The organism is Streptomyces sp. NBC_01341, from assembly GCF_035946055.1.
Lineage (GTDB): Bacteria > Actinomycetota > Actinomycetes > Streptomycetales > Streptomycetaceae > Streptomyces.
Genome location: NZ_CP108364.1, coordinates 5177336 through 5196776 on the forward strand (window position 1 = coordinate 5177336; position 19441 = coordinate 5196776).

Annotated in this window: 18 protein-coding genes; 7 read left to right on the forward strand and 11 right to left on the reverse strand. The window is 70.6% G+C overall.

The window, feature by feature from the left end:
• Window positions 1-3: 3 nt before the first annotated feature.
• Window positions 4-915, reverse strand: coding sequence for an SGNH/GDSL hydrolase family protein (locus OG206_RS22725; protein WP_327122365.1), 912 nt, complete (start codon window positions 913-915; stop codon window positions 4-6).
• 363 nt (window positions 916-1278) lie between these two features.
• Between OG206_RS22725 and OG206_RS22730 the strand changes: the two genes are divergently transcribed.
• Entirely contained in the window at window positions 1279-1773 is a 495-nt protein-coding gene (locus OG206_RS22730) for a DUF3145 domain-containing protein (protein ID WP_327118964.1), read from the forward strand.
• 200 nt (window positions 1774-1973) lie between these two features.
• Here OG206_RS22730 and fabF read toward each other — a convergent pair whose 3' ends face one another.
• From fabF to OG206_RS22755, 5 genes are all read right to left on the reverse strand, one after another.
• The gene (gene fabF, locus OG206_RS22735) at window positions 1974-3236 is read right to left on the reverse strand and encodes a beta-ketoacyl-ACP synthase II (RefSeq protein WP_327118966.1); all 1263 of its coding nucleotides are present in this window, start codon (window positions 3234-3236) and stop codon (window positions 1974-1976) included.
• A gap of 79 nt (window positions 3237-3315) precedes the next feature.
• Window positions 3316-3564 carry an acyl carrier protein gene (locus OG206_RS22740; RefSeq protein ID WP_028439857.1) on the reverse strand — a complete coding sequence of 83 codons (249 nt, stop codon included), beginning with the start codon at window positions 3562-3564 and terminating at the stop codon, window positions 3316-3318.
• A gap of 63 nt (window positions 3565-3627) precedes the next feature.
• Complete coding sequence (locus OG206_RS22745) at window positions 3628-4659, reverse strand: ketoacyl-ACP synthase III (RefSeq protein WP_147963269.1); 1032 nt, start codon at window positions 4657-4659, stop codon at window positions 3628-3630.
• 13 nt (window positions 4660-4672) lie between these two features.
• A complete protein-coding gene (locus OG206_RS22750; protein ID WP_327118976.1) occupies window positions 4673-5587 on the reverse strand; it encodes an ACP S-malonyltransferase in 915 nt (304 codons plus the stop codon).
• 89 nt (window positions 5588-5676) lie between these two features.
• The gene (locus OG206_RS22755; protein WP_327118978.1) at window positions 5677-6876 is read right to left on the reverse strand and encodes a PucR family transcriptional regulator; all 1200 of its coding nucleotides are present in this window, start codon (window positions 6874-6876) and stop codon (window positions 5677-5679) included.
• A gap of 78 nt (window positions 6877-6954) precedes the next feature.
• Between OG206_RS22755 and OG206_RS22760 the strand changes: the two genes are divergently transcribed.
• A complete protein-coding gene (locus OG206_RS22760) occupies window positions 6955-7626 on the forward strand; it encodes a pirin family protein (RefSeq protein WP_327118980.1) in 672 nt (223 codons plus the stop codon).
• 16 nt (window positions 7627-7642) lie between these two features.
• Here OG206_RS22760 and OG206_RS22765 read toward each other — a convergent pair whose 3' ends face one another.
• On the reverse strand, window positions 7643-8461 hold the full coding sequence (locus OG206_RS22765) for a serine hydrolase domain-containing protein (protein WP_327118982.1): 819 nt from the start codon (window positions 8459-8461) through the stop codon (window positions 7643-7645).
• A gap of 75 nt (window positions 8462-8536) precedes the next feature.
• On the opposite strand from OG206_RS22765, the gene OG206_RS22770 reads away from it, so the two are divergent.
• Together OG206_RS22770 and OG206_RS22775 are read left to right on the forward strand one after the other, a co-directional pair.
• Complete coding sequence (locus OG206_RS22770; protein ID WP_327118984.1) at window positions 8537-8992, forward strand: MerR family transcriptional regulator; 456 nt, start codon at window positions 8537-8539, stop codon at window positions 8990-8992.
• A 5-nt stretch (window positions 8993-8997) separates the two neighbouring features.
• Window positions 8998-10014 carry an aldo/keto reductase gene (locus tag OG206_RS22775; RefSeq protein ID WP_327118986.1) on the forward strand — a complete coding sequence of 339 codons (1017 nt, stop codon included), beginning with the start codon at window positions 8998-9000 and terminating at the stop codon, window positions 10012-10014.
• A 68-nt stretch (window positions 10015-10082) separates the two neighbouring features.
• On the opposite strand, the gene OG206_RS22780 is transcribed toward OG206_RS22775, so the two are convergent.
• From OG206_RS22780 to OG206_RS22790, 3 genes are all read right to left on the reverse strand, one after another.
• Window positions 10083-10985 carry a DUF4429 domain-containing protein gene (locus tag OG206_RS22780; RefSeq protein WP_327118988.1) on the reverse strand — a complete coding sequence of 301 codons (903 nt, stop codon included), beginning with the start codon at window positions 10983-10985 and terminating at the stop codon, window positions 10083-10085.
• Window positions 10986-11082: 97 nt separating this feature from the next.
• Entirely contained in the window at window positions 11083-12303 is a 1221-nt protein-coding gene (locus OG206_RS22785; RefSeq protein WP_327118990.1) for an alpha/beta hydrolase, read from the reverse strand.
• A 236-nt stretch (window positions 12304-12539) separates the two neighbouring features.
• Window positions 12540-13205: a TetR family transcriptional regulator gene (locus OG206_RS22790; RefSeq protein WP_327118992.1), complete on the reverse strand. Its 666-nt coding sequence runs from the start codon at window positions 13203-13205 to the stop codon at window positions 12540-12542.
• A 238-nt stretch (window positions 13206-13443) separates the two neighbouring features.
• Here OG206_RS22790 and OG206_RS22795 point away from each other — a divergent pair, with 238 nt between their 5' ends.
• Both OG206_RS22795 and OG206_RS22800 read left to right on the forward strand, forming a co-directional pair.
• The gene (locus tag OG206_RS22795; RefSeq protein WP_442805956.1) at window positions 13444-14931 is read left to right on the forward strand and encodes an MFS transporter; all 1488 of its coding nucleotides are present in this window, start codon (window positions 13444-13446) and stop codon (window positions 14929-14931) included.
• A gap of 208 nt (window positions 14932-15139) precedes the next feature.
• On the forward strand, window positions 15140-15568 hold the full coding sequence (locus tag OG206_RS22800; protein ID WP_327118996.1) for a peptidase inhibitor family I36 protein: 429 nt from the start codon (window positions 15140-15142) through the stop codon (window positions 15566-15568).
• A gap of 92 nt (window positions 15569-15660) precedes the next feature.
• On the opposite strand, the gene aceE is transcribed toward OG206_RS22800, so the two are convergent.
• Window positions 15661-18402, reverse strand: coding sequence for a pyruvate dehydrogenase (acetyl-transferring), homodimeric type (gene aceE / locus OG206_RS22805; protein ID WP_327118998.1), 2742 nt, complete (start codon window positions 18400-18402; stop codon window positions 15661-15663).
• 482 nt (window positions 18403-18884) lie between these two features.
• Here aceE and OG206_RS22810 point away from each other — a divergent pair, with 482 nt between their 5' ends.
• Window positions 18885-19322 (forward strand): DUF3052 domain-containing protein, encoded by a 438-nt coding sequence (locus tag OG206_RS22810; protein WP_056784969.1) that lies wholly within the window; start codon window positions 18885-18887, stop codon window positions 19320-19322.
• The last annotated feature ends 119 nt before the right edge of the window (window positions 19323-19441 follow it).

Genomic DNA, 19441 nt, shown 5'->3' on the forward strand with positions numbered 1-19441 from the left:
ACTTTACGCGGGCGGCCCGGACGCGGTGACCTTGCGGTAAGCGATCTCCGCCAGCCTGGCCTGGCCGTTGCGGCCCGGATGGAACCAGTCCCACTCGCTGAGCTGCTTCCCGGTGAAGCGGTAGTCGAAGACCGCGCCGCCGTCGTCACGGCACAGCTCGTCCCCGGCGCAGACGTCCCGCAGCACCTCGTTGTACGCGACGACCCGCTCCCGCACCGCGTCGCGCCGCGCGACGGCGGCCGCGCCCATGTCGTCCGCGTCGCCCAGCATCGACCGGCAGATCCCCAGCTTCCAGATCTGCTTGCCGAGCGGGTTCGCGCGCCCGGTCGACCAGAGCCGCTTGAGGTCCGGGACGCTGGAGACGTACAGCTGCGCCTTCGGTGCGGCGGAGCGAAGCTGCCGCACCGAGGCCTCGAACGACGCCCGGAAATCCGCCACGGGCGTCATCAGCCGCACCGAGTCACGGCATGCGTCGTTCGCGCCGATCATCACGGTGACGAGTGCGGGGTCCTCCTTCGCGGCCAGCGCCATCTGCTCCGGCAGCTGCGCCATCCGTGCGCCGGACACCGCGTGGTTCCAGCTGTGCGTCGGCGCCTTCGACGTCCCCAGCAGGCGTACGGCGAGGCTCCGTACCCCGGCGTCGGTCCCCGTCGCCCAGGACACCTCGGGGCAGTCGGCCAGCACCGAGCAGGCGTCGAAGCCCCGGGTGATGGAGTCCCCGACGGCCGCGACGGATGCGGGGCTCGCGTCCCACGCCGGCGAGGGCGACGGGCTGCGCGGCCCCGCAGCGCCCGGTGCGCCGCCGCCCTGACCGGAGGACGAGCATCCCGTGAGCGCGACGCCCGCGACGACCGCGACCGCCGTCAGAGTGGCACCGCCGCCGCGGACACGACGGCGGGACGAACGCTCGGGCATCAGAGTCTTCCCTCCGGTCACACGGGTGATTGTGCCCCTGGCACAACCGGACAGCCCCAGGTGGCGGGCCCGCGCGCCCTCGCGGGTGAATGCTGTGGGAATCATGGGCCCGGGACCGACGGTACGTCACACGCCCGGCCCCGGCGCACGGTAGCTTTTCCCCGTCGAACCAGTGGCGCCCGACCGGCCCGCGTATGAATCGGCGGGGTCCGGTAAGTTATCTCACGTCACATACTGTCCCTTTTCAGGAGATTCACTCCCGATGCTGTTTACTGAAGACAACCTCGGGAGCCGGCCGGGAAGAGGCGGTACGGGCGCGAGGCCGCTGGGGAAGGCGAACCTCGTCCCACACTGGAGGTCCCGGTGACGACACGTGGAGTCCTGTACGTTCACTCCGCACCGCGCGCGCTGTGCCCGCATGTCGAATGGGCGGTAGCGGGTGTGCTCGGTGTGCGGGTCCAGCTCGACTGGATCAGACAGCCGGCGTCGCCCGGCACATGGCGGTCCGAATTCTCCTGGAAGGGCCGCGCGGGTACCGCCTCGGAGCTGGCCTCCGCCCTGCGCGGCTGGGACATGCTGCGCTTCGAGGTGACGGCCGAGCCCTGCCCGACGGCCGAGGGCGAGCGCTACAGCTCCACGCCCGGCCTCGGCATCTTCCACGCCGTGACCGGCATGCACGGCGACATCCTGGTCCCCGAGGACCGGCTGCGGGCCGCCCTGGCACGCTCGGTGAGCGGCGAGACGGACCTGGAGGCCGAGGTGGCCAAGCTCCTGGGCAAGCCCTGGGACGACGAACTGGAGTCCTTCCGGCACGCGGGTGAGGGCGCCCCGGTCCGCTGGCTGCACCAGGTCGTCTGACCCGGCCTGCGTGGCTCCGCCCGTCGCCCGTCCCGCCGGTCGCGCGCGTGCTCGGCCCCGCGCCGGCGGACGCCCTCCGGCCTTCGCCCGGACACGGAGTCCATCCTCGTACACCCCCGGCAGTGTCCGTGGTGCGCGAAAGGCCCGCTCCCCGGGAGCTTGGCGGTTCCTGGGGAGCAGGCCTTACACGGATCGCGCGGTCAGACGGAGCGGAACGCGAGCACCACGTTGTGGCCGCCGAAACCGAACGAGTTGTTGATCGCGGCGATCGAACCCTCCGGCAGCGCGCGCGGCTCACCACGCACGATGTCGGCGTCGACGTCCGCGTCGAGGTCGTCGACGTTGATCGTGGGCGGCGCCATCCGGTTCCGCAGCGCCAGCACGGTCGCCACGGTCTCGATACCGCCCGCGCCACCCAGCAGGTGACCCGTCATCGACTTCGTGGCGGAGATCGCGACATGGTCCAGGTCCTCGCCCAGCACCTGGCGCAGCGCCTTGATCTCGGCGATGTCGCCCTGCGGCGTGGACGTGGCGTGCGCGTTCAGGTGGACCACCTCGGACGGCTTCAGGTCCGTGGAGTCCAGCAGGTTGCGCATCGCGGCGGCGATCCCGCGCCCGCTGGGCTCGGGCTGCGCGATGTGGTGGGCGTCGGCCGACAGGCCCTGGCCCAGCACTTCGCAGTAGACCCGGGCACCCCGCGCGGCGGCGTGCTCCGCGGACTCCAGGATCACGACGCCGGCACCCTCGCCGAGGACGAATCCGTCCCGGCCGGTGTCGTACGGGCGGGAGGCCTTCTCCGGCTCGTCGTTGCTCTTGGACATCGCCATCATGTTGGCGAACGCGGCGATCGGCAGCGGATGGATCGCCGCCTCGGTGCCGCCGGCGACGACCACGTCGGCGCGGCCGGTGCGGATCATCTCGACGGCGTACCCGATGGCCTCGGCACCCGACGCGCAGGCCGAGACCGGCGTGTGGACGCCCGCCTGGGCATTGACCTCCAGGCCGACGTTTGCCGCCGGGCCGTTCGGCATGAGCATGGGCACGGTGTGCGGGGAGACGCGGCGTACGCCCTTCTCCTTCAGCACGTCGTACTGGTCGAGCAGGGTGATCACGCCGCCGATGCCGGAGGCGATGACCGAGCCCAGACGCTCGGGCTGGATCTTCTCGTCCTCACCGGCCTTGCCGGTGAAGCCGGCGTCCGCCCACGCCTCGCGGGCCGCGATCAGCGCGAACTGCGCCGAGCGGTCCAGCTTGCGGGCGAGCGGGCGGGGCAGAACCTCGCTCGGGTCGACGGCCGCGAGGGCGGCGATCCGGACAGGCAGTTCGGCGAAACGTTCGCCCTCGAGAGGCTTGACGCCGGAGCGGCCGGCCATCAGACCTTCCCAGGTCGATGCGGAGTCGCCACCCAGCGGAGTGGTTGCGCCGATACCGGTGACGACCACGGTGCGATTGGTCGGGCTCACTGGAAAATCTTCTCCACGTGTAGAGGGTCGTGAATCAGCGGCGCCACCGCCGGGTGGCGACACACGGAACGGGCTGGGATCAGCCCTGGTGCTTCAGGATGTACTCGGCGGCGTCGCCGACCGTCTTGAGGTTCTTGACGTCCTCGTCGGGGATCTTGACGTCGAAGCGCTCTTCGGCGGCGACGACGACCTCGACCATGGACAGCGAGTCGACGTCCAGGTCGTCGGTGAAGGACTTGTCCAGCTGGACGTCCTCGACCGGGATACCGGCGATCTCGTTGACGATCTCGGCGAGACCGGTGACGATCTCTTCCTGAGTGGCGGCCATGTTGGCGCTCCTTCGATGTGTTTCTGCAGGGTTCGGGCGTGCGGACCGAAAGGTCCGGTGTGCCTAGGGGAGGGTAACGACCGTCGCGGCGTAGACGAGACCCGCCCCGAAGCCGATGATGAGCGCCGTGTCGCCGCTCTTTGCCTGGCCGGTCGCCAGAAGCCGCTCCATAGCGAGCGGAATCGAGGCGGCCGACGTGTTGCCGGTGGTTTCCACGTCACGGGCGACCGTGACGTGCTCCGGCAGCTTGAGTGTCTTCACCATCGAGTCGATGATCCGCATGTTGGCCTGGTGCGGGATGAAGACATCCAGGTCTTCCGGCGAGATCCCGGCCGCTTCCAGCGCCTGCTGGGCGACCTTGGCCATCTCGAAGACGGCCCAGCGGAAGACCGCCTGGCCCTCCTGCGTGATGGCCGGGAACTTGACCTCGCCCCGCTCGTTGAGCGGCAGGTTCGAGACGTCGCCGATGTGGAAGTCGTTCCACGCCACGGTCTGCTTGATCGTCTCGGACTTGTCGCCCTCGGACCCCCAGACCGTGGGGCCGATGGCCGGGTCCTGTGACGGGCCGACCACGACCGCGCCCGCGCCGTCGCCGAAGAGGAAGGCCGTCGCGCGGTCCTCCAGGTCGGTGAGGTCGCTGAGCCGCTCGACACCGATGACGAGTACGTATTCGGCCGAGCCCTCGACGATCATGCCCTTGGCGAGGGTGAGGCCGTAGCCGAAGCCCGCGCAGCCGGCCGAGATGTCGAAGGCGGCGGGCTTGCCCGCGCCGATCCGGTGCGCGATGTCGGTCGCGACGGCAGGGGTCTGCTTGAAGTGCGAGACGGTGGAGACGATGACTCCGCCGATCTGCTCGGGAGTGATCCCGGCGTCCGCGATCGCCTTGCCCGAGGCCTCCACGGACATCATCGACACGGTCTCCTCGTCGGAGGCCCAGTGCCGGGTGGCGATGCCGGAGCGGGAGCGGATCCACTCGTCGGACGAGTCGATCGTCTCGAGGATCACCTCGTTGGGCACGACACGGGTCGGGCGGTAGCCGCCGACACCCATGATCCGTGCGTACGGGGCGCCCTTGCTGGGCTTGATCTTCGACATGCTCGCGGGCTCCTTAGGCACCCGCGTGCTCGGAGATGAGCGCGCGGGCGGCGTCGAGGTCGTCGGGGGTCTTGAGCGCGAGGGTCTTCACGCCGGGCAGTGCGCGCTTGGCGAGCCCGACCAGCGTGCCACCGGGCGCGGCCTCGACGACGGCTGTGACACCGAGGGCCTTGAAGGTCTCCATGCACAGGTCCCAGCGGACCGGGTTGGCGACCTGGCCGACGAGCCGCGAGATGACCTCGTCGCCGGTGGCGACCGTCTTCCCGTCGGCGTTCGACACGTACGTCACCTTCGGGTCGGTGACCTTCAGGGAGGCGGCGGCGTCACGCAGCCTGTCCACGGCCGGAGCCATGTGGCGCGTGTGGAAGGCGCCCGCCACCTTGAGGGGGACCACCCGGCGCACGCCTTCGGGCATGTCATCGAGCAGGGCGGCGATCTGTGCCGCGGTGCCCGCGGCGACGATCTGGCCGGCGCCGTTGACGTTGGCCGGGGTGAGCCCCAGCTTCTCCAGGTGCGGGACCGTCACCTCGGGGTCGCCGCCGAGGAGCGCGGCCATGCCCGTCTCGGTGATCGCGGCGGCCTCGGCCATGCCGAGCCCCCGCGTGCGGACGAAACGGAGCGCCGCCTCGTCCTCGAGGACGCCGGCGAGGGCGGCGGCGGTGATCTCACCGACGCTGTGGCCCGCGACGAGATCGGGGGAGGCGTCCAGGGCGGCGGCCGAGAGGAGACCGGCGGCGACGAGCAGCGGCTGGGCCACCGCCGTGTCGCGGATCTCGTCCGCGTCCGCCTTCGTGCCGTAGTGGGCGAGGTCGAGCCCGATGGCCTCGGACCAGCCCGCGATGCGGTCTGCGGCACCGGGGAGTTCGAGCCAGGGAGTCAGGAAGCCGGGCGTCTGAGCGCCTTGGCCGGGAGCGACGAGTACGAGCACCCTCACACTCTCTCTTGTGGACGGCCCCGGACGCCCGTGGGGACAGGGACGAAGAACCGTCAGGGGAATTGTTGAAGTTCGACAAAAGTCTAGAGCTGGGAGTCGCCGTCGGCCAAGCGTCCCAGGATGAGGGCGATCCGCAGCGTGAACGCGGAACGCACGTCCGAGGGTGACCATCCGGTGACGTCGGTCACACGTCGCAGCCGGTAGCGCACGGTATTGGGGTGCACGAACAGCATCCGGGCAGCGCCCTCCAGGCTGCTCGCCTGCTCGAGATACACACTCAACGTCTCCAGAAGTGCCGAGCCCGCTTCTTCGAGCGGTCTGTAGATCTCCTCCACCAGTTGATCGCGTGCGGCAGGGTCACCCGCCATCGCGCGCTCCGGAAGGAGATCGTCCGACAACACGGGGCGCGGCGCGTCCTGCCACGCCGAACAAGCTTTGAGGCCGGCTGCGGCCGCCTGCGCGGACCGGGTGGCCGCGAGCAGGTCGGGCACCACGGGCCCGGCGACGACGGGACCGGCGGCATATGGGCCGATCAGCGATTTCGCCACGTTCAGGGGGTTGTCGCTGCCACCGGCGATCACGACCAGGCGGTGACCGAGCACGCCGGTGAGGACCTGGAGCTTCGCGTGCCGCGCGGCCCGCCGGATGGCCTCCACGGTGAGTTCGCTGTCGCCCTCGGGGGCGGTGCCGAGCACGACGCAGACATGCTCGGGGGAGTTCCAGCCGAGCGCGGCCGCCCGGGACACGGCACCCTCGTCCGCCTCGCCCGACAGCACCGCGTTCACGACGAGCGACTCGAGACGGGCGTCCCACGCGCCGCGGGCCTCGGCGGCCTGCGCGTACACCTGGGCGGTGGCGAAGGCGATCTCGCGCGCGTAGACGAGCAGGGCCTCACGGAGCACCGACTCGTCGCCGGGTGCCGCGACCTCGTCGATCGCGGCCTCCATGACCTCGATCGTCGTACGCACCATCTCCACGGTCTGCCGCAGGGTGATGGCCCTGGTCAGCTCGCGTGGCGCGGTGCCGAACACGTCGGTGGAGATCGCCTGCGGTGTCTCCGGGTGACGGAACCACTCCGTGAACGCGGCGATGCCGGCCTGGGCGACCAGGCCGATCCAGGACCGGTTCTCGGGGGGCATCGCCCGGTACCACGGCAGCGCCTCGTCCATGCGGGCGATGGCGTTGGCGGCCAGCCTGCCGGAGGACTGCTCCAGGCGTTTCAGGGTCGCGGCGTGGAGATGGGCGTCGTTCGCGGCGGGCTGCTCAGGATCGGGTCGGGGCACGCACACAAGACTGCCTTATCGGGCCACGAACCCGGAGGGGCGGGGCGGCCGACCGCTCACCGGGGATACCGTGGGGACGTGATGGACGTACGCCGCTCCGGCGACCGCTTCCGCGGCGGGGACCCGGCCACGGGTGACTCCGCGGGCATCGAGACGCTGCACGCTTTCTCCTTCGGGCGGTTCTACGACCCGGACAACCTGCGCTTCGGGCCGATCCTGGCATGCAACGAGGAGCGTCTCGCCCCGGGTGCCGGCTTCGACGAGCATCCGCACAGCCACACCGAGATCGTCACCTGGGTGGTGGAGGGCGAACTCACCCACCGGGACTCGGCCGCGCACGCCACCGTCGTACGCCCCGGTGACGTCCAGCACCTCAGTTCGGCCGGCGGGGTGCGTCACGTCGAACGCAACGACGGCGCACTTCCGCTGACGTTCATTCAGATGTGGCTGGCACCTCTGGAGCCCGGCGGGGAACCCGCGTACACCCATGTGGCCGGGATAGCCGACTCCACTCCGTACGCCCTACCCGAGGCGGGTGCGATGCTCCACGTCCGCCGCCAGTGCGAGGGTGAACGCACCGCCGTGCCCGACGCGGTGGGCGTCTACGTCCATGTCGTACGGGGGCGGGTGCTCCTCGGGGGTGAGGAACTGGGCCCCGGCGACTCGGCGCGGATCACCGGGTCGAACGGCCTGGAACTGGAAGCGCTGGAGCGGGCCGAGACCCTGGTCTGGGAGCTCGCCGAGGTGTGAGGGCGGCACCGCCCCCTCAGCGGGAGGCGAGTTCCGCCAGCACCGCGTCGGTGAACTCCGGCCAGACCTCCGCGGCCCACGGCCCGAAGGCCCGGTCCGTCAGCGCGACGCAGGCCGCGCCGGCCGCCGGGTCGATCCACAGGAAGGTGCCGGACTGGCCGAAGTGCCCGAAGGTGGCGGGGGAGGACGAGGACCCGGTCCAGTGCGGGGCCTTGGAGTCGCGGATCTCGAAGCCCAGCCCCCAGTCGTTGGGGTTCCGGTGTCCGTAACCGGGGAGCACGCCCTTGAGGCCGGGGTGGACGACGCTCTGCGCCGCGAGCACCGTGCGCGGGTCGAGGAGCCGCGGGGCCTGCACCTCCGCGGCGAAGCGCGCCAGGTCGTCCACGGTCGAGACGCCGTCCTTGGCGGGCGAGCCCTCCAGCGCCGTCGCCGTCATGCCCAGCGGCTCGAGCACCGCCTGGCGCACGTACTCCGGGAACGGGATGTCGGTCGCTTTCGCGATGTGGTCGCCCAGCACCTCGAAGCCCGCGTTGGAGTAGAGGCGTCGCGTGCCGGGCGCCGCCGTGACCCGGTGCTCGTCGAAGGCGAGGCCGCTGGTGTGTGCGAGGAGGTGGCGCACCGTGGAGCCCTCGGGCCCGGCCGGCTCGTCCAGCTCGACGGCGCCCTCCTCGTAGGCCACCAGCGCCGCGTACGCCGCGAGCGGCTTGCTGACCGAGGCCAGCGGGAAGCGGTGCGCGGTGGGGCCGTGGGCGCCCACCGTGGTGCCGTCCGCGGTGACGACGGCGGCGGCCGCGGTGGGTACGGGCCAGTTCTCGATCATCGCGAGGCTCTGCATGCGTATGAGCCTAAACGCAGGACGCCACCCGACCGCGCTTGCCTGGAGTGCACTCCAAGGTTCTAGCGTGGGGGCATGACGGTGATGGAGAGCACTTCCGCACGGACGGACACCTGCGCTTCCGCCCCCGAGGCGCATCCGCGCCCCGAGGGCCGGGACCGCTACACCATCAGCGAGGTCGTCGCCCTCAGCGGGCTCACCGCTCACACGCTGCGCTGGTACGAGCGGATCGGGCTGCTGTCGCACGTCGACCGCTCGCACACGGGCCAGCGGCGCTTCACCAACCGCGACCTGGACTGGCTGGCCTTCGTGGGCAAGCTCAGGCTGACCGGAATGCCGGTCGCCGACATGGTCAGGTACGCGGAACTGGTCCGCGAGGGCGACCACACCTTCACCGAGCGGCAGGAGCTGCTGGAGTCGACCCGGCGCGACGTGCGGGCGCGCATCGCGGAACTCCAGGGCACCCTCGCCGTGCTCGACTTCAAGATCGACTTTTATGGTGGCGCCCGCACGGCGTCGGAAGGGGTCTGAACGACATGAGTGACACCGGAAGGATCGCGACCGCGGAGCTCGGTTCCGGAGGCCCGCAGGTCGGGGTGCAGGGTCTCGGCTGCATGGGGATCAGCGAGTTCTACGGGGACACCGACGATGCGGCGGCCCGGGACACCCTGGAAGCCGCCCTGGAAGCGGGCGTCACCCTGTTCGACACCGCGGACGTCTACGGCCGCGGTGCCAACGAGACGTTCCTCGCGCCCTTCGTCTCCGCGCACCGGGACGAGATCACGCTGGCCACGAAGTTCGCGATAGAGCGGACCGACGACCCCCACTACCGCGGGGTGCGCAACGATCCCGCGTACATCCGCCGGGCCGTCGAGGCGAGCCTGCGCCGGCTGGGCACCGATGCCATCGACCTGTACTACATGCACCGCCGCGACCCGCTCGTCCCGTTCGCCGAATCGGTCGGCGCGATGGCGGAACTGGTGCGGGAGGGCAAGGTCAGGCAGCTGGGTCTGAGCGAGGTGACCGGGGCGGAACTGCGCGAGGCGCACGCGGTGCACCCGATCGCCGCCCTGCAGTCCGAGTGGTCGCTCTTCAGCCGGGACGTCGAGCGGAGCGCCGTCCCGGCGGCCGCCGAGCTCGGGTTGACCCTCGTGCCGTACTCCCCGCTCGGCCGGGGATTCCTGACCGGGGCGTTCGCGGACGCGGGCAAGGAGCTGGGCGAGGGCGACTTCCGCAGGCACCAGCCCCGCTTCACCGGCGAGAACGCGAAGGCCAACGCGGCCCTGCTGGAGCCGGTGCACAAGATCGCGGCCGCGCACGGCGCGACGGCCGCGCAGGTCGCCCTGGCCTGGGTGCAGCAGCGGGCCGAGGTGCACGGCCTGTCCGTCGTGCCGATCCCGGGCACGCGCAAGCGCAGCCGCCTGCTGGAGAACGTCGGAGCGACCCGGCTGCACCTGACCGAGCAGGAACTCCAGTCGCTGGAGCCCCTCGCGGGCCGGGTGGCGGGCGACCGCTACCCGGACATGAGCAGCACGGCCACCGCGCGCGAGTAGCCTGCCCGGCTGATTCCGGCCCCGCGCCGCCGGGCGGGGAGTTCGACTCCCGAAGCCCGTCGGGCGCTCTACAGGTCGGCGAGCAGTTCCGTCTTCTTCGCGGTGTACTCGGCATCCGTGACCAGACCCGCCCGGTGGAGGTCGCCGAGGTGGCGTATCCGCTCCGCGATGTCCGCCGGGTCGCGCCGGCCGCCCACGGGTACGGGCGCCGTCGTGACCGGCACCGACTGGGTCCGGCGGACGGACTCCAGGACCGCGGCGGCGAACGGCAGCGACTCGTGGACCTGCCCGTACCCCAGGCCGAACACCACGGAGGCCGGGTCCTGGTCCGGCTGCACGCGCGGCGCGGCCGGGTGGGGAGCCGTGTCCACCCCGGAGGCGTCCGCGAGGGCGCCGCGCGGCACCAGCCGGAGATACCCCTCGAACGCCTCGGGGGAGCGCCACTCGATCCCGCCCAGGTCAGCCACCGGGAACGTCTGGTCGCCCGCCTTCCACTTGGCGCTGGACGCACCCGTCCAGTACCAGCGGAAGGAGACCAGGGTCCCGTCGAACCCCGCCCGGCCGTCGTACGCCTTGAAGTGCATGGGCGCCTCGGGGGCCGTCACCATGAAGTGCTCCGCGGGCAGGGAGGCCTCCGGGCCCAGCAGGGACCGCAGTTCGTCGGCGTAGTAGTCGGCGAGCGTCTCCCGCTCGGCGGGCAGCACCAGGCGGTAGGGGTCGCAGCCCTCCTTCAGCTGCCCGGCCGCGGCCTCCAGCAGCGGATCGGCACCAGGTCTCGGCACCGCGTGCAGAACCACCGTGCTCCGCTTGCCGGGGGTCAGCGTCACCGACGACAACGCCGCGTACGGAATGCGGCGTTCACGCAGGCTCTGATAGAGCCTCGGCGCGCGGATCCCCCGTTCGAAGCGGATGAGCAAGGAGTCCGTGTCGAACTCCCAGGTGGCATGAATTCCGGCCAGCACATCACCCATGTGCCTCATCGTATGTGGCACGGCCCCGCACGTCCCCCCTCGGTACAGGCGAAATCGGGCAGGCCGTTCGCCGTCTTCACGCGCTTCGGACGAGTTTCTACGCGCGTCGGCCGTCCGCGTCACCGGAGATTTCCCGGTGGCACGCCTGATCGGTATTCGCGCAACTGACGGAGTCGTAGGCGCCCACGCCGATCGCGGCGAAGTTGTCGAGACTCTCCGTGCCCGGCTCGAAGTAGCCGCTGTGCCCGGTCGCGCCGCTCGCGGACACGATCCGCGCACCGAAGTCCGGATCGACCGGATCGGCACCATGGCCCAGTCCGCCGACCGCCAGATTGGGCACGTCGGCGATCCAGTCGCCGCTGTCCCGCATCGCCCAGACCCTCGCCCGGGTGTGGAGTGCGGCCGCGTTGTCCGCGCGCATCCCCGGGCTTCCCGCGACCGCGATGTCGGACACCCTGGACGGCAGGCCGCGGGCGGCGACCCCGCACACAACGGAGCCGTAGCTGTGGCAGACCAGCGTGACGTGCGAGAGCCCCGGCAGCCCGCTCACCAGCGCGTTCAGCCGCTTGGCACCCTCCTTGGCGAGCCCTCCCAGCACCGCGTCCATGCCGATGCCGGCGGGCGCCGTGTAATCCGCCCAGGCGATGACGGCCGTGCGGGAGCCGGGGCGTGCCGAGCGCTCCGCGCCGTACAGCGACCGCGCCATGCCGACGGGCGCCGCGTTCGTCTTGGGGCCGGTGCGCTCCAGGGTCAGCAGATTCGTGTCCACCCCCGGCACCACGACCGAGACCCGGTCGGCCCGGTCGAGGTCGCCGAACACCTCGGCCGCCCGGCCGCGCCCCGAGGGGTCGAAGGCCAGGATCTGGCGGTCCCCCGTGAGGAGGGAACGGAAGCGTTCCAGCCGGAGCACGGCCTGCCGGCGCCCGTCCGGCGAGAGCCGCAGGTCCTTCGCGCGCTGCTGCTCCGCCGTCTCGGCGTCCGCCAGGGCGTGCCGGTTGGCCCGGTAGCGCAGGTCGGACGGCGCGCCGTTCAGGTTCCCCACCACGAGCGGGTACTTGTCGGCGAGGGCGACCTGCTGGCCCGCCGTGAGCGTCGCGAAGAAGTGGGCCAGCCGGTAGGCGGGGGCTCCGGGGTCCGGCAGTGCGTGACCGGCTATACGGTCCTTCGCCCAGGAGGCGAGCGCGATCTCGCGCGGTGCGGCTGCGTGCTGGTGACGCACGGCGGTCCATCCGGTGGTCGCCAGCATCACGAACACGACCGCGATGGCGAGCAGCGCGCGCCATGCGGTGAGCGTGGGGGAGGAGTCGAAGGAAGTCACTGCGCCCCACCCTAGGAGACGCGCACCCGAGGTCGTGGCAGGGGTGACACGGATCACTCGTGCGCGGGGAATTGACTACCCGTCTCTCACGCTCCGTGCGCAGCGGCCGCACACTGAGACGCCCTCAGCTGTGATCTAGTGTCCGAAATGCCCGATAAGCTCCGAGCGTTGTGAGTTCGGCCATGCTGCCGCGATGAGGTGTCCGGCACATGTGTGAGCTTCGGGTAAGCGTGATCCTACGCGGCGCGCCACCTCTCGGAGAGCGCAGGTCCGAGGTGATCCAGGTGGAGTTCGGTCAGCTCCCCGAGTGCCTCCAGGCCGCCGTCCTGCCTGCCGCTCCACAGCTGGCCGGTCAGGCGCATCACCCCGGCGAACGCCGCGACCGCGACCCGGGGGCGCGGGTCCGCCTCCGGATCCAGGCCCTCACGCTCCGCGATCACCAGGGTGGTCTGCCGTTCCAGGCCGACGCTCCGCCGCATGTGGGCGGCGAGCAGCGACGGGGTCGATTCGATCATCCGGTAGGTGCGGATCCGGAGTTCGGCCGTCTCGTCGCTCCCGGCCGCCTCGGGGACGGTGTTCCAGGCGATCAGGATCGAGCGGCGCATCGCCTCGAAAGGGGTCTCCGCGGCGGGCCGTTGACGGAGTTCGACGAGGAAGCGTGCCTCGATCGCGTCCTGCACGGCGAAGGCGGCCGCCTCCTTGTTCGCGAAGTAGCGGAAGAAGGTGCGCTGGGAGACCTCGACCGCGTCGGCGATCTCGTCGACGGTGGTCGAGTCGTACCCCTGGGCGGCGAAGAGTCCGAGGGCGGCCCGCAGCAGAGCCTCGCGGGTGCGCTGCTTCTTGCGCTCGCGCAATCCGGCCGGAGCCCCGGGGGCGGGACCCGATGTCTGCCTGCGTGTCACGTGCTGGACCTCTTTCCACTGCTTTGCGCAGATCAGCCTACCTGTGCGCTACATGACGGTTACTGTCCTGTGAATTGGTTTGTCGACTGTCAGTCGCTGACATAATCTCCTGCGCATGACCAGTCAGACCACAGTCGAAAAGGCGCCGCGGGAGCCTCAGGACGCCCTTGTCCCCGCACCGGCGAAAGGGCTGCGCGGCCACCCCTGGCTGACGCTCTTCGCCGTCGCCATCGGCGTGATGATGGTGGCGCTCGACGGCACGATCGTCGCGATCGCCAACCCCGTCATCCAGCAGGACCTCGGCGCCTCGCTCGCCGACGTCCAGTGGATCACCAACGGCTACATGCTCGCCCTCGCGGTCTCCCTGATCACCGCGGGCAAGCTCGGCGACCGCTTCGGCCACCGCCAGACGTTCCTGATAGGAATCGCCGGATTCGCCGCCGCGTCCGCGGCCATCGGCCTCTCCGACAGTGTGCTCCTGGTGATCGTCTTCCGCGTGCTGCAGGGCCTGTTCGGCGCGCTGCTGATGCCGGCGGCACTCGGCCTGCTGCGGGCCACCTTCCCCGCCGAGAAGCTGAACATGGCGATCGGCATCTGGGGCATGGTGATCGGCGCCTCGACCGCGGGCGGACCCATCCTCGGCGGCGTGCTCGTGGAGCACGTCAGCTGGCAGTCCGTGTTCTTCATCAACGTGCCCGTCGGCGTGATCGCACTCGTCTTCGGACTCGTGATCCTCAGGGACCACCGTGCCGCCAACGCGCCGAGGTCCTTCGACATCGGTGGCATCGTCCTGCTGTCCCAGGCGATGTTCTGCCTGATCTGGTCGCTGATCAAGGGCTCCGAGTGGGGCTGGGGGGATCCGAAGACCCTCGGCTTCCTGGGCGCCTCCCTGGTGCTGTTCGTCGTGTTCGCGCTCTCCCAGAAGAACGTGCGCGAACCGCTGATCCCGCTGGCCATGTTCCGCTCGGTACCGCTCTCGGCCGGTGTGGTCCTGATGGTGCTGATGGCGTTCGCCTTCATGGGCGGCCTGTTCTTCGTCACGTTCTACCTCCAGAACGTCCACGGCATGAGCCCGGTCGACAGCGGACTGCACCTGCTTCCGCTGACCGGGATGATGATCGTCGGCTCGCCCCTCGCCGGCGCAGCCATCACCAGGTTCGGCCCCCGCGTGCCGCTCGTCGGCGGAATGGTGTCCGTCGCCGTCGCCATGTTCGGCATGTCGCAACTGACCGCCGGCACCGGCACGCTGACCATGTCGCTCTGGTTCGCGCTCCTCGGCTTCGGTCTCGCGCCGGTCATGGTCGGGGCCACCGAGGTCATCGTGGGCAACGCGCCGATGGAGCTCTCCGGTGTCGCGGGCGGTCTCCAGCAGGCGGCCATGCAGGTCGGCGGCAGCCTCGGCACCGCCGTGCTGGGCGCCGTGATGGCGTCCCGGGTCGACGCGCGGCTGGGCGACAACTGGAAGGCCGCGGAGCTTCCGCCGGTCACCCCGGACCAGCTGGACCAGGCATCCTCCGCCATCAAGGTCGGCATGCCGCCGATCGCCCCGGGCACCCCGCCGGAGATCGCGGCGAAGATCGCGGACGTCGCTCATGACACGTTCGTGTCCGGAATGAGTTCCGCCTTCATGGTCGCGGGCATCGTGGCCGTGGTCGCCGCGCTCGTCGCCACCCTCACCAAGCGCGGCGCGAACGCCGAGGCGGGCATGGGCGCAGGCCATATCTGACGCCGTGCCGCAGGCCGGCCCGCGCCGGACGGACCCGGGTCTCCGGGCGTCAACCCAGCGCATCCGACAGCCCCGCCGGAAGGTTCCGGCGGGGCTGTCGCCTATCAGGGTGGTCTGCGGCCCCGCCCCTTTCCGGGCCGCTGCCCCGCAGGTCAGAGTGCGGACATGCGAGCCGTCCGGCCCGCTCGACCACGGGGGTTGATCCACCATGCGTACGACCGTTCTCGCCGCCACCCTGGCGGCCACCGCGCTCGTCCCGGCCACGGCCCTGGCCTCGGGCGTCACGCCCGCCGTCCACCACGGACCCGCAGGGCACGAGCGCTCCCGCAGCGCCCCGCAGGCCGCACCCACCGGGCTCGCACCCTGCGGTGCGGGGCGGCTCTGCCTCTGGACCAGGCCGGGCTTCTCGGGAGCCACCCAGACCCACGAACTGTCCACCGTCGACATCGAGAGCTGTGTCCCGCTCCCGGCCGGCCGTCACGCCCACGCGCTCGTCAACCGCACCGGTCGTCCCGTCACGACCTATCAGTCGGCGGAGTGCGCGGAGACCGGCGAGTTCGAGACGTACCCGGGCAGCGGCACCTGGGTCCCCCGGTCGCCGTACACCGTGAGGGCGTTCAAGATCTGGGAGAGCTGACCGGCGCCGCGGGAGGGGGCGGGTGACCGGGAGAACGCCGGAGGGCGGCGAGGCCGTGAAGCCCCGCCGCCCTCCGGTCCCCGCCAGGGGTGTTACGCGTCGCCGCCCGCCGGGCCGGGGCCCGCCGCGGCCACGTCCAGCAGCTCGTACCGGTCGAGCGCCGTCTTCAGCGCCGAGCGGTCGATCTTGCCTTCCTTGGCCAGCTCGGTGAGCACCGCCAGCACGATCGACTGCGCGTCGATGTGGAAGAAGCGCCGGGCCGCACCACGGGTGTCGGCGAAGCCGAAGCCGTCCGCGCCCAGGGACTGGTACGCGCCGGGGACCCAGCGCGCGATCTGGTCCGGCACGGAGCGCATCCAGTCCGAGACCGCGACGAACGGGCCCTCGGAGCCGGACAGCTTCCGCGTCACGTACGGGACGCGCTGCTCCTCCTCCGGGTGGAGCAGGTTGTGGCGCTCCACCTCCACGGCGTCACGGCGCAGCTCGTTCCAGGAGGTCGCCGACCAGACGTCCGCCTTCACGTTCCACTCCTCGGCGAGGATCCGCTGCGCCTCGACCGCCCACGGCACCGCGACACCGGAGGCCAGGATCTGGGCCGGGATCAGGCCCGCCTCGCCCGCGCGGTAGCGGTGCACGCCCTTGAGGATGCCCTCGACGTCCACGTCGGCGGGCTCCGCGGGGTGCTGGATCGGCTCGTTGTAGACGGTGAGGTAGTAGAAGACGTCCTCGTTCTCCTCGGGGGCGCCGCCGTACATCCGGCGCAGACCGTCCTTCACGATGTGCGCGATCTCGTACCCGAACGCCGGGTCGTAGGACACACAGGCGGGGTTCGTCGACGCGAGGAGCTGCGAGTGGCCGTCCGCGTGCTGGAGACCCTCACCGGTCAGCGTCGTACGGCCGGCCGTCGCGCCCAGCACGAAGCCGCGCGAGAGCTGGTCGGCCATCTGCCAGAACTGGTCACCGGTGCGCTGGAAACCGAACATCGAGTAGAAGACGTACACCGGGATCAGCGGCTCGCCATGCGTGGCGTACGCGGAACCCGCGGCGATCAGCGAGGCGGTGCAGCCCGCCTCGGAGATGCCGTCGTGCAGCATCTGGCCGGTCGGCGACTCCTTGTACGCGAGGAGCAGCTCACGGTCCACCGACTCGTACTGCTGGCCGAGCGGGTTGTAGATCTTCGCACTCGGGAAGAACGCGTCCATGCCGAAGGTGCGGTACTCGTCGGGGGCGATCAGCACGAAGCGCTTGCCGATCTCCTTGTCCCGCATGAGGTCCTTCAGGATGCGGACGAACGCCATGGTCGTGGCGATCGACTGCTGACCCGAACCCTTCTTCGCGGTCGCGTACGCCTTGTCATCAGGGAGGGGCAGTGGCTTCGCACGCACGACACGCGTCGGGACGTAACCGCCCAGACCCTGGCGACGGTCGTGCATGTACTGGATCTCCTCCGAGTCGCGGCCCGGGTGGTAGTACGGCGGGTTGCCGTCCTCGAGCTGCTTGTCCGCGATCGGGATGTGCAGACGGTCACGGAAGCGCTTGAGGTCGTCCGCCGTGAGCTTCTTCATCTGGTGGGTCGCGTTACGGCCCTCGAAGTTCGGCCCGAGGGTCCAGCCCTTGACCGTCTGCGCCAGGATCACGGTCGGCTGGCCCTTGTGCGCCTTGGCCGCCGCGTACGCCGCGTAGACCTTGCGGTGGTCGTGACCGCCGCGCCCGAGGTGCAGGATCTGCTGGTCGGACATGTCCTTGACCATGTCGCGCAGCCGCGGGTCGTCACCGAAGAAGTGCTCCCGGATGTACGCGCCGGTCTCGGTCGCGTACGTCTGGAACTGGCCGTCCGGTGTCGTGTTCAGCCTGTTGACCAGGATGCCCGTCCGGTCCTGCGCCAGCAGCGGGTCCCAGGAGCGGTCCCAGACCAGCTTGATGACGTTCCAGCCGGCGCCGCGGAACTGGGACTCCAGCTCCTGGATGATCTTGCCGTTGCCGCGGACGGGCCCGTCCAGGCGCTGCAGGTTGCAGTTGACCACGAAGGTGAGGTTGTCTAGGCCCTCGCGCGCGGCGATGGAGAGCTGGCCGAGCGACTCCGGCTCGTCCATCTCGCCGTCGCCGAGGTAGGCCCAGACGTGCGAGTCGGAGGTGTCGGCGATGCCGCGCGCCTCCATGTAGCGGTTCATCCGTGCCTGATAGATCGCGCCGAGGGGGCCGAGGCCCATCGAGACCGTCGGGAACTCCCAGAAGTCCGGCATCGACCGCGGGTGCGGATAGCTGGACAGCGCGTGCCCGGCCTTGGACTTCTCCTGGCGGAAGCCGTCGAGCTGGGCCTCGCTGAGCCGGTCCAGCAGAAAGGCGCGGGCGTAGATGCCGGGAGAGGCGTGTCCCTGGAAGAAGATCTGGTCGCCGCCGCGGCCGTCGTCCTTGCCGCGGAAGAAGTGGTTGAAGCCCACGTCGTACAGCGAGGCGGACGAGGCGAAGGTGGCGATGTGGCCGCCGACGCCGATCCCGGGACGCTGGGCGCGGGAGACCATCACCGCGGCGTTCCACCGGGTCGCGTTGAGGACCTTGCGCTCGATCTCCTCGTCGCCGGGGAAGAAGGGCTCGTCCTTCGTGGCGATGGTGTTGACGTAGTCGGTACTGCGCATCTCCGGCACGGCGACGCGCTTCTCCCGCGCGCGCTCGATGAGCCGGAGCATCAGATAGCGGGCCCGCTCACGGCCCCGCTCGTCGACGGCGGCGTCGAGGGAGTCGAGCCATTCCTGGGTCTCTTCTGGATCGAAGTCCGGGACCTGGCTCGGAAGGCCGCCAATGATGATCGGGTTGCGATCTGATCCGGAAGCCACGCTGTTCCTTCGCTGTTCGGTGGTGCTCTTCAGGGCCTGGTTGCGGGGAACGTACCCCCGTGGCGGCTGCTGTACGCCGCCTCCATCGTCTACCGCGAGGACCTAAACGTCATCTCTACTGTGGGGTAACACAAGGTTCGCTGGAGCCGTGTCCAGGGCACGAGTATCAGCGCCCCGGGGACGGTCCGGCCCAAACCGCAACCATACGCCCGACCCGGCCAGGCGTTCCCAAAGCCCGTTCGAATCCGAATGGCGGAGCGAAACGGCATAAGCTGAGGAAGGACGTAAAGGGTCCGGACTCCTTTTCCGGGCCCGCAGGAGACATGCCTGACACTGCGGCGACGTGGCAGGGAACGTCACCGTTTAGGCGGTCTCGGACGCCGGGTACTTGCGCGATTCGCCGAGCCCGTGTGGACTACGGCCAATGCCCCGCGCACGCGCGTGGCTGAAGCATTTTCCGAAACATGATCAGGAGGCAACCCGTGAGCGCGACCGCGGACCACGCGGAGGAACGGACCAACACGGCCGCGAGGCTTGGGTTCGAACCCGGACAGGTGGTCCAGGAGATCGGCTACGACGACGACGTCGAGCAGGAGCTCCGTGAGGGCATTGAGGCCACAATCGGCCAGGAACTCGTCGACGAGGACTACGACGACGTCGCCGACGTCGTCCTGCTCTGGTTCCGTGACGAGGACGGCGACCTTACGGACGCGCTGGTGGATGCCATCGGTCTGATCGAGGACGGTGGGGCGGTCTGGCTGCTGACGCCCAAGACCGGCCGCGACGGATACGTCGAACCGAGCGACATCAACGAGGCTGCCCAGACAGCTGGTCTCGCCCAGACCAAGAGCATCAGCGCGGGCAAGGACTGGACGGGCAGCCGTCTGGTCACCCCCAAGGGGGCCAAGGCCAAGCGCTGAGGGCTCTTCCAACACCACCGGGGCCCCCGGACGGCATCACGCCGCCGGGGGCCTTCGTACGCGCCGGTGGGGCCTGACCGGGTTCCGAGGGGCCGCTGCGTAGGGTGGGTGTCACCCGG

What these genes read in the sequence shown, in the direction of transcription:
- OG206_RS22795 (WP_442805956.1), top strand. Translation starts at nt 13,444, where the DNA reads ATGATGGTGGCGCTCGACGGCACGATCGTCGCGATCGCCAACCCCGTC.
- OG206_RS22725 (WP_327122365.1), bottom strand. Translation starts at nt 915, where the DNA reads ATGCCCGAGCGTTCGTCCCGCCGTCGTGTCCGCGGCGGCGGTGCCACT.
- OG206_RS22780 (WP_327118988.1), bottom strand. Translation starts at nt 10,985, where the DNA reads ATGGGTGATGTGCTGGCCGGAATTCATGCCACCTGGGAGTTCGACACG.
- OG206_RS22745 (WP_147963269.1), bottom strand. Translation starts at nt 4,659, where the DNA reads ATGTCGAAGATCAAGCCCAGCAAGGGCGCCCCGTACGCACGGATCATG.
- OG206_RS22765 (WP_327118982.1), bottom strand. Translation starts at nt 8,461, where the DNA reads ATGCAGAGCCTCGCGATGATCGAGAACTGGCCCGTACCCACCGCGGCC.
- OG206_RS22800 (WP_327118996.1), top strand. Translation starts at nt 15,140, where the DNA reads ATGCGTACGACCGTTCTCGCCGCCACCCTGGCGGCCACCGCGCTCGTC.
- OG206_RS22740 (WP_028439857.1), bottom strand. Translation starts at nt 3,564, where the DNA reads ATGGCCGCCACTCAGGAAGAGATCGTCACCGGTCTCGCCGAGATCGTC.
- OG206_RS22775 (WP_327118986.1), top strand. Translation starts at nt 8,998, where the DNA reads ATGAGTGACACCGGAAGGATCGCGACCGCGGAGCTCGGTTCCGGAGGC.
- OG206_RS22770 (WP_327118984.1), top strand. Translation starts at nt 8,537, where the DNA reads ATGACGGTGATGGAGAGCACTTCCGCACGGACGGACACCTGCGCTTCC.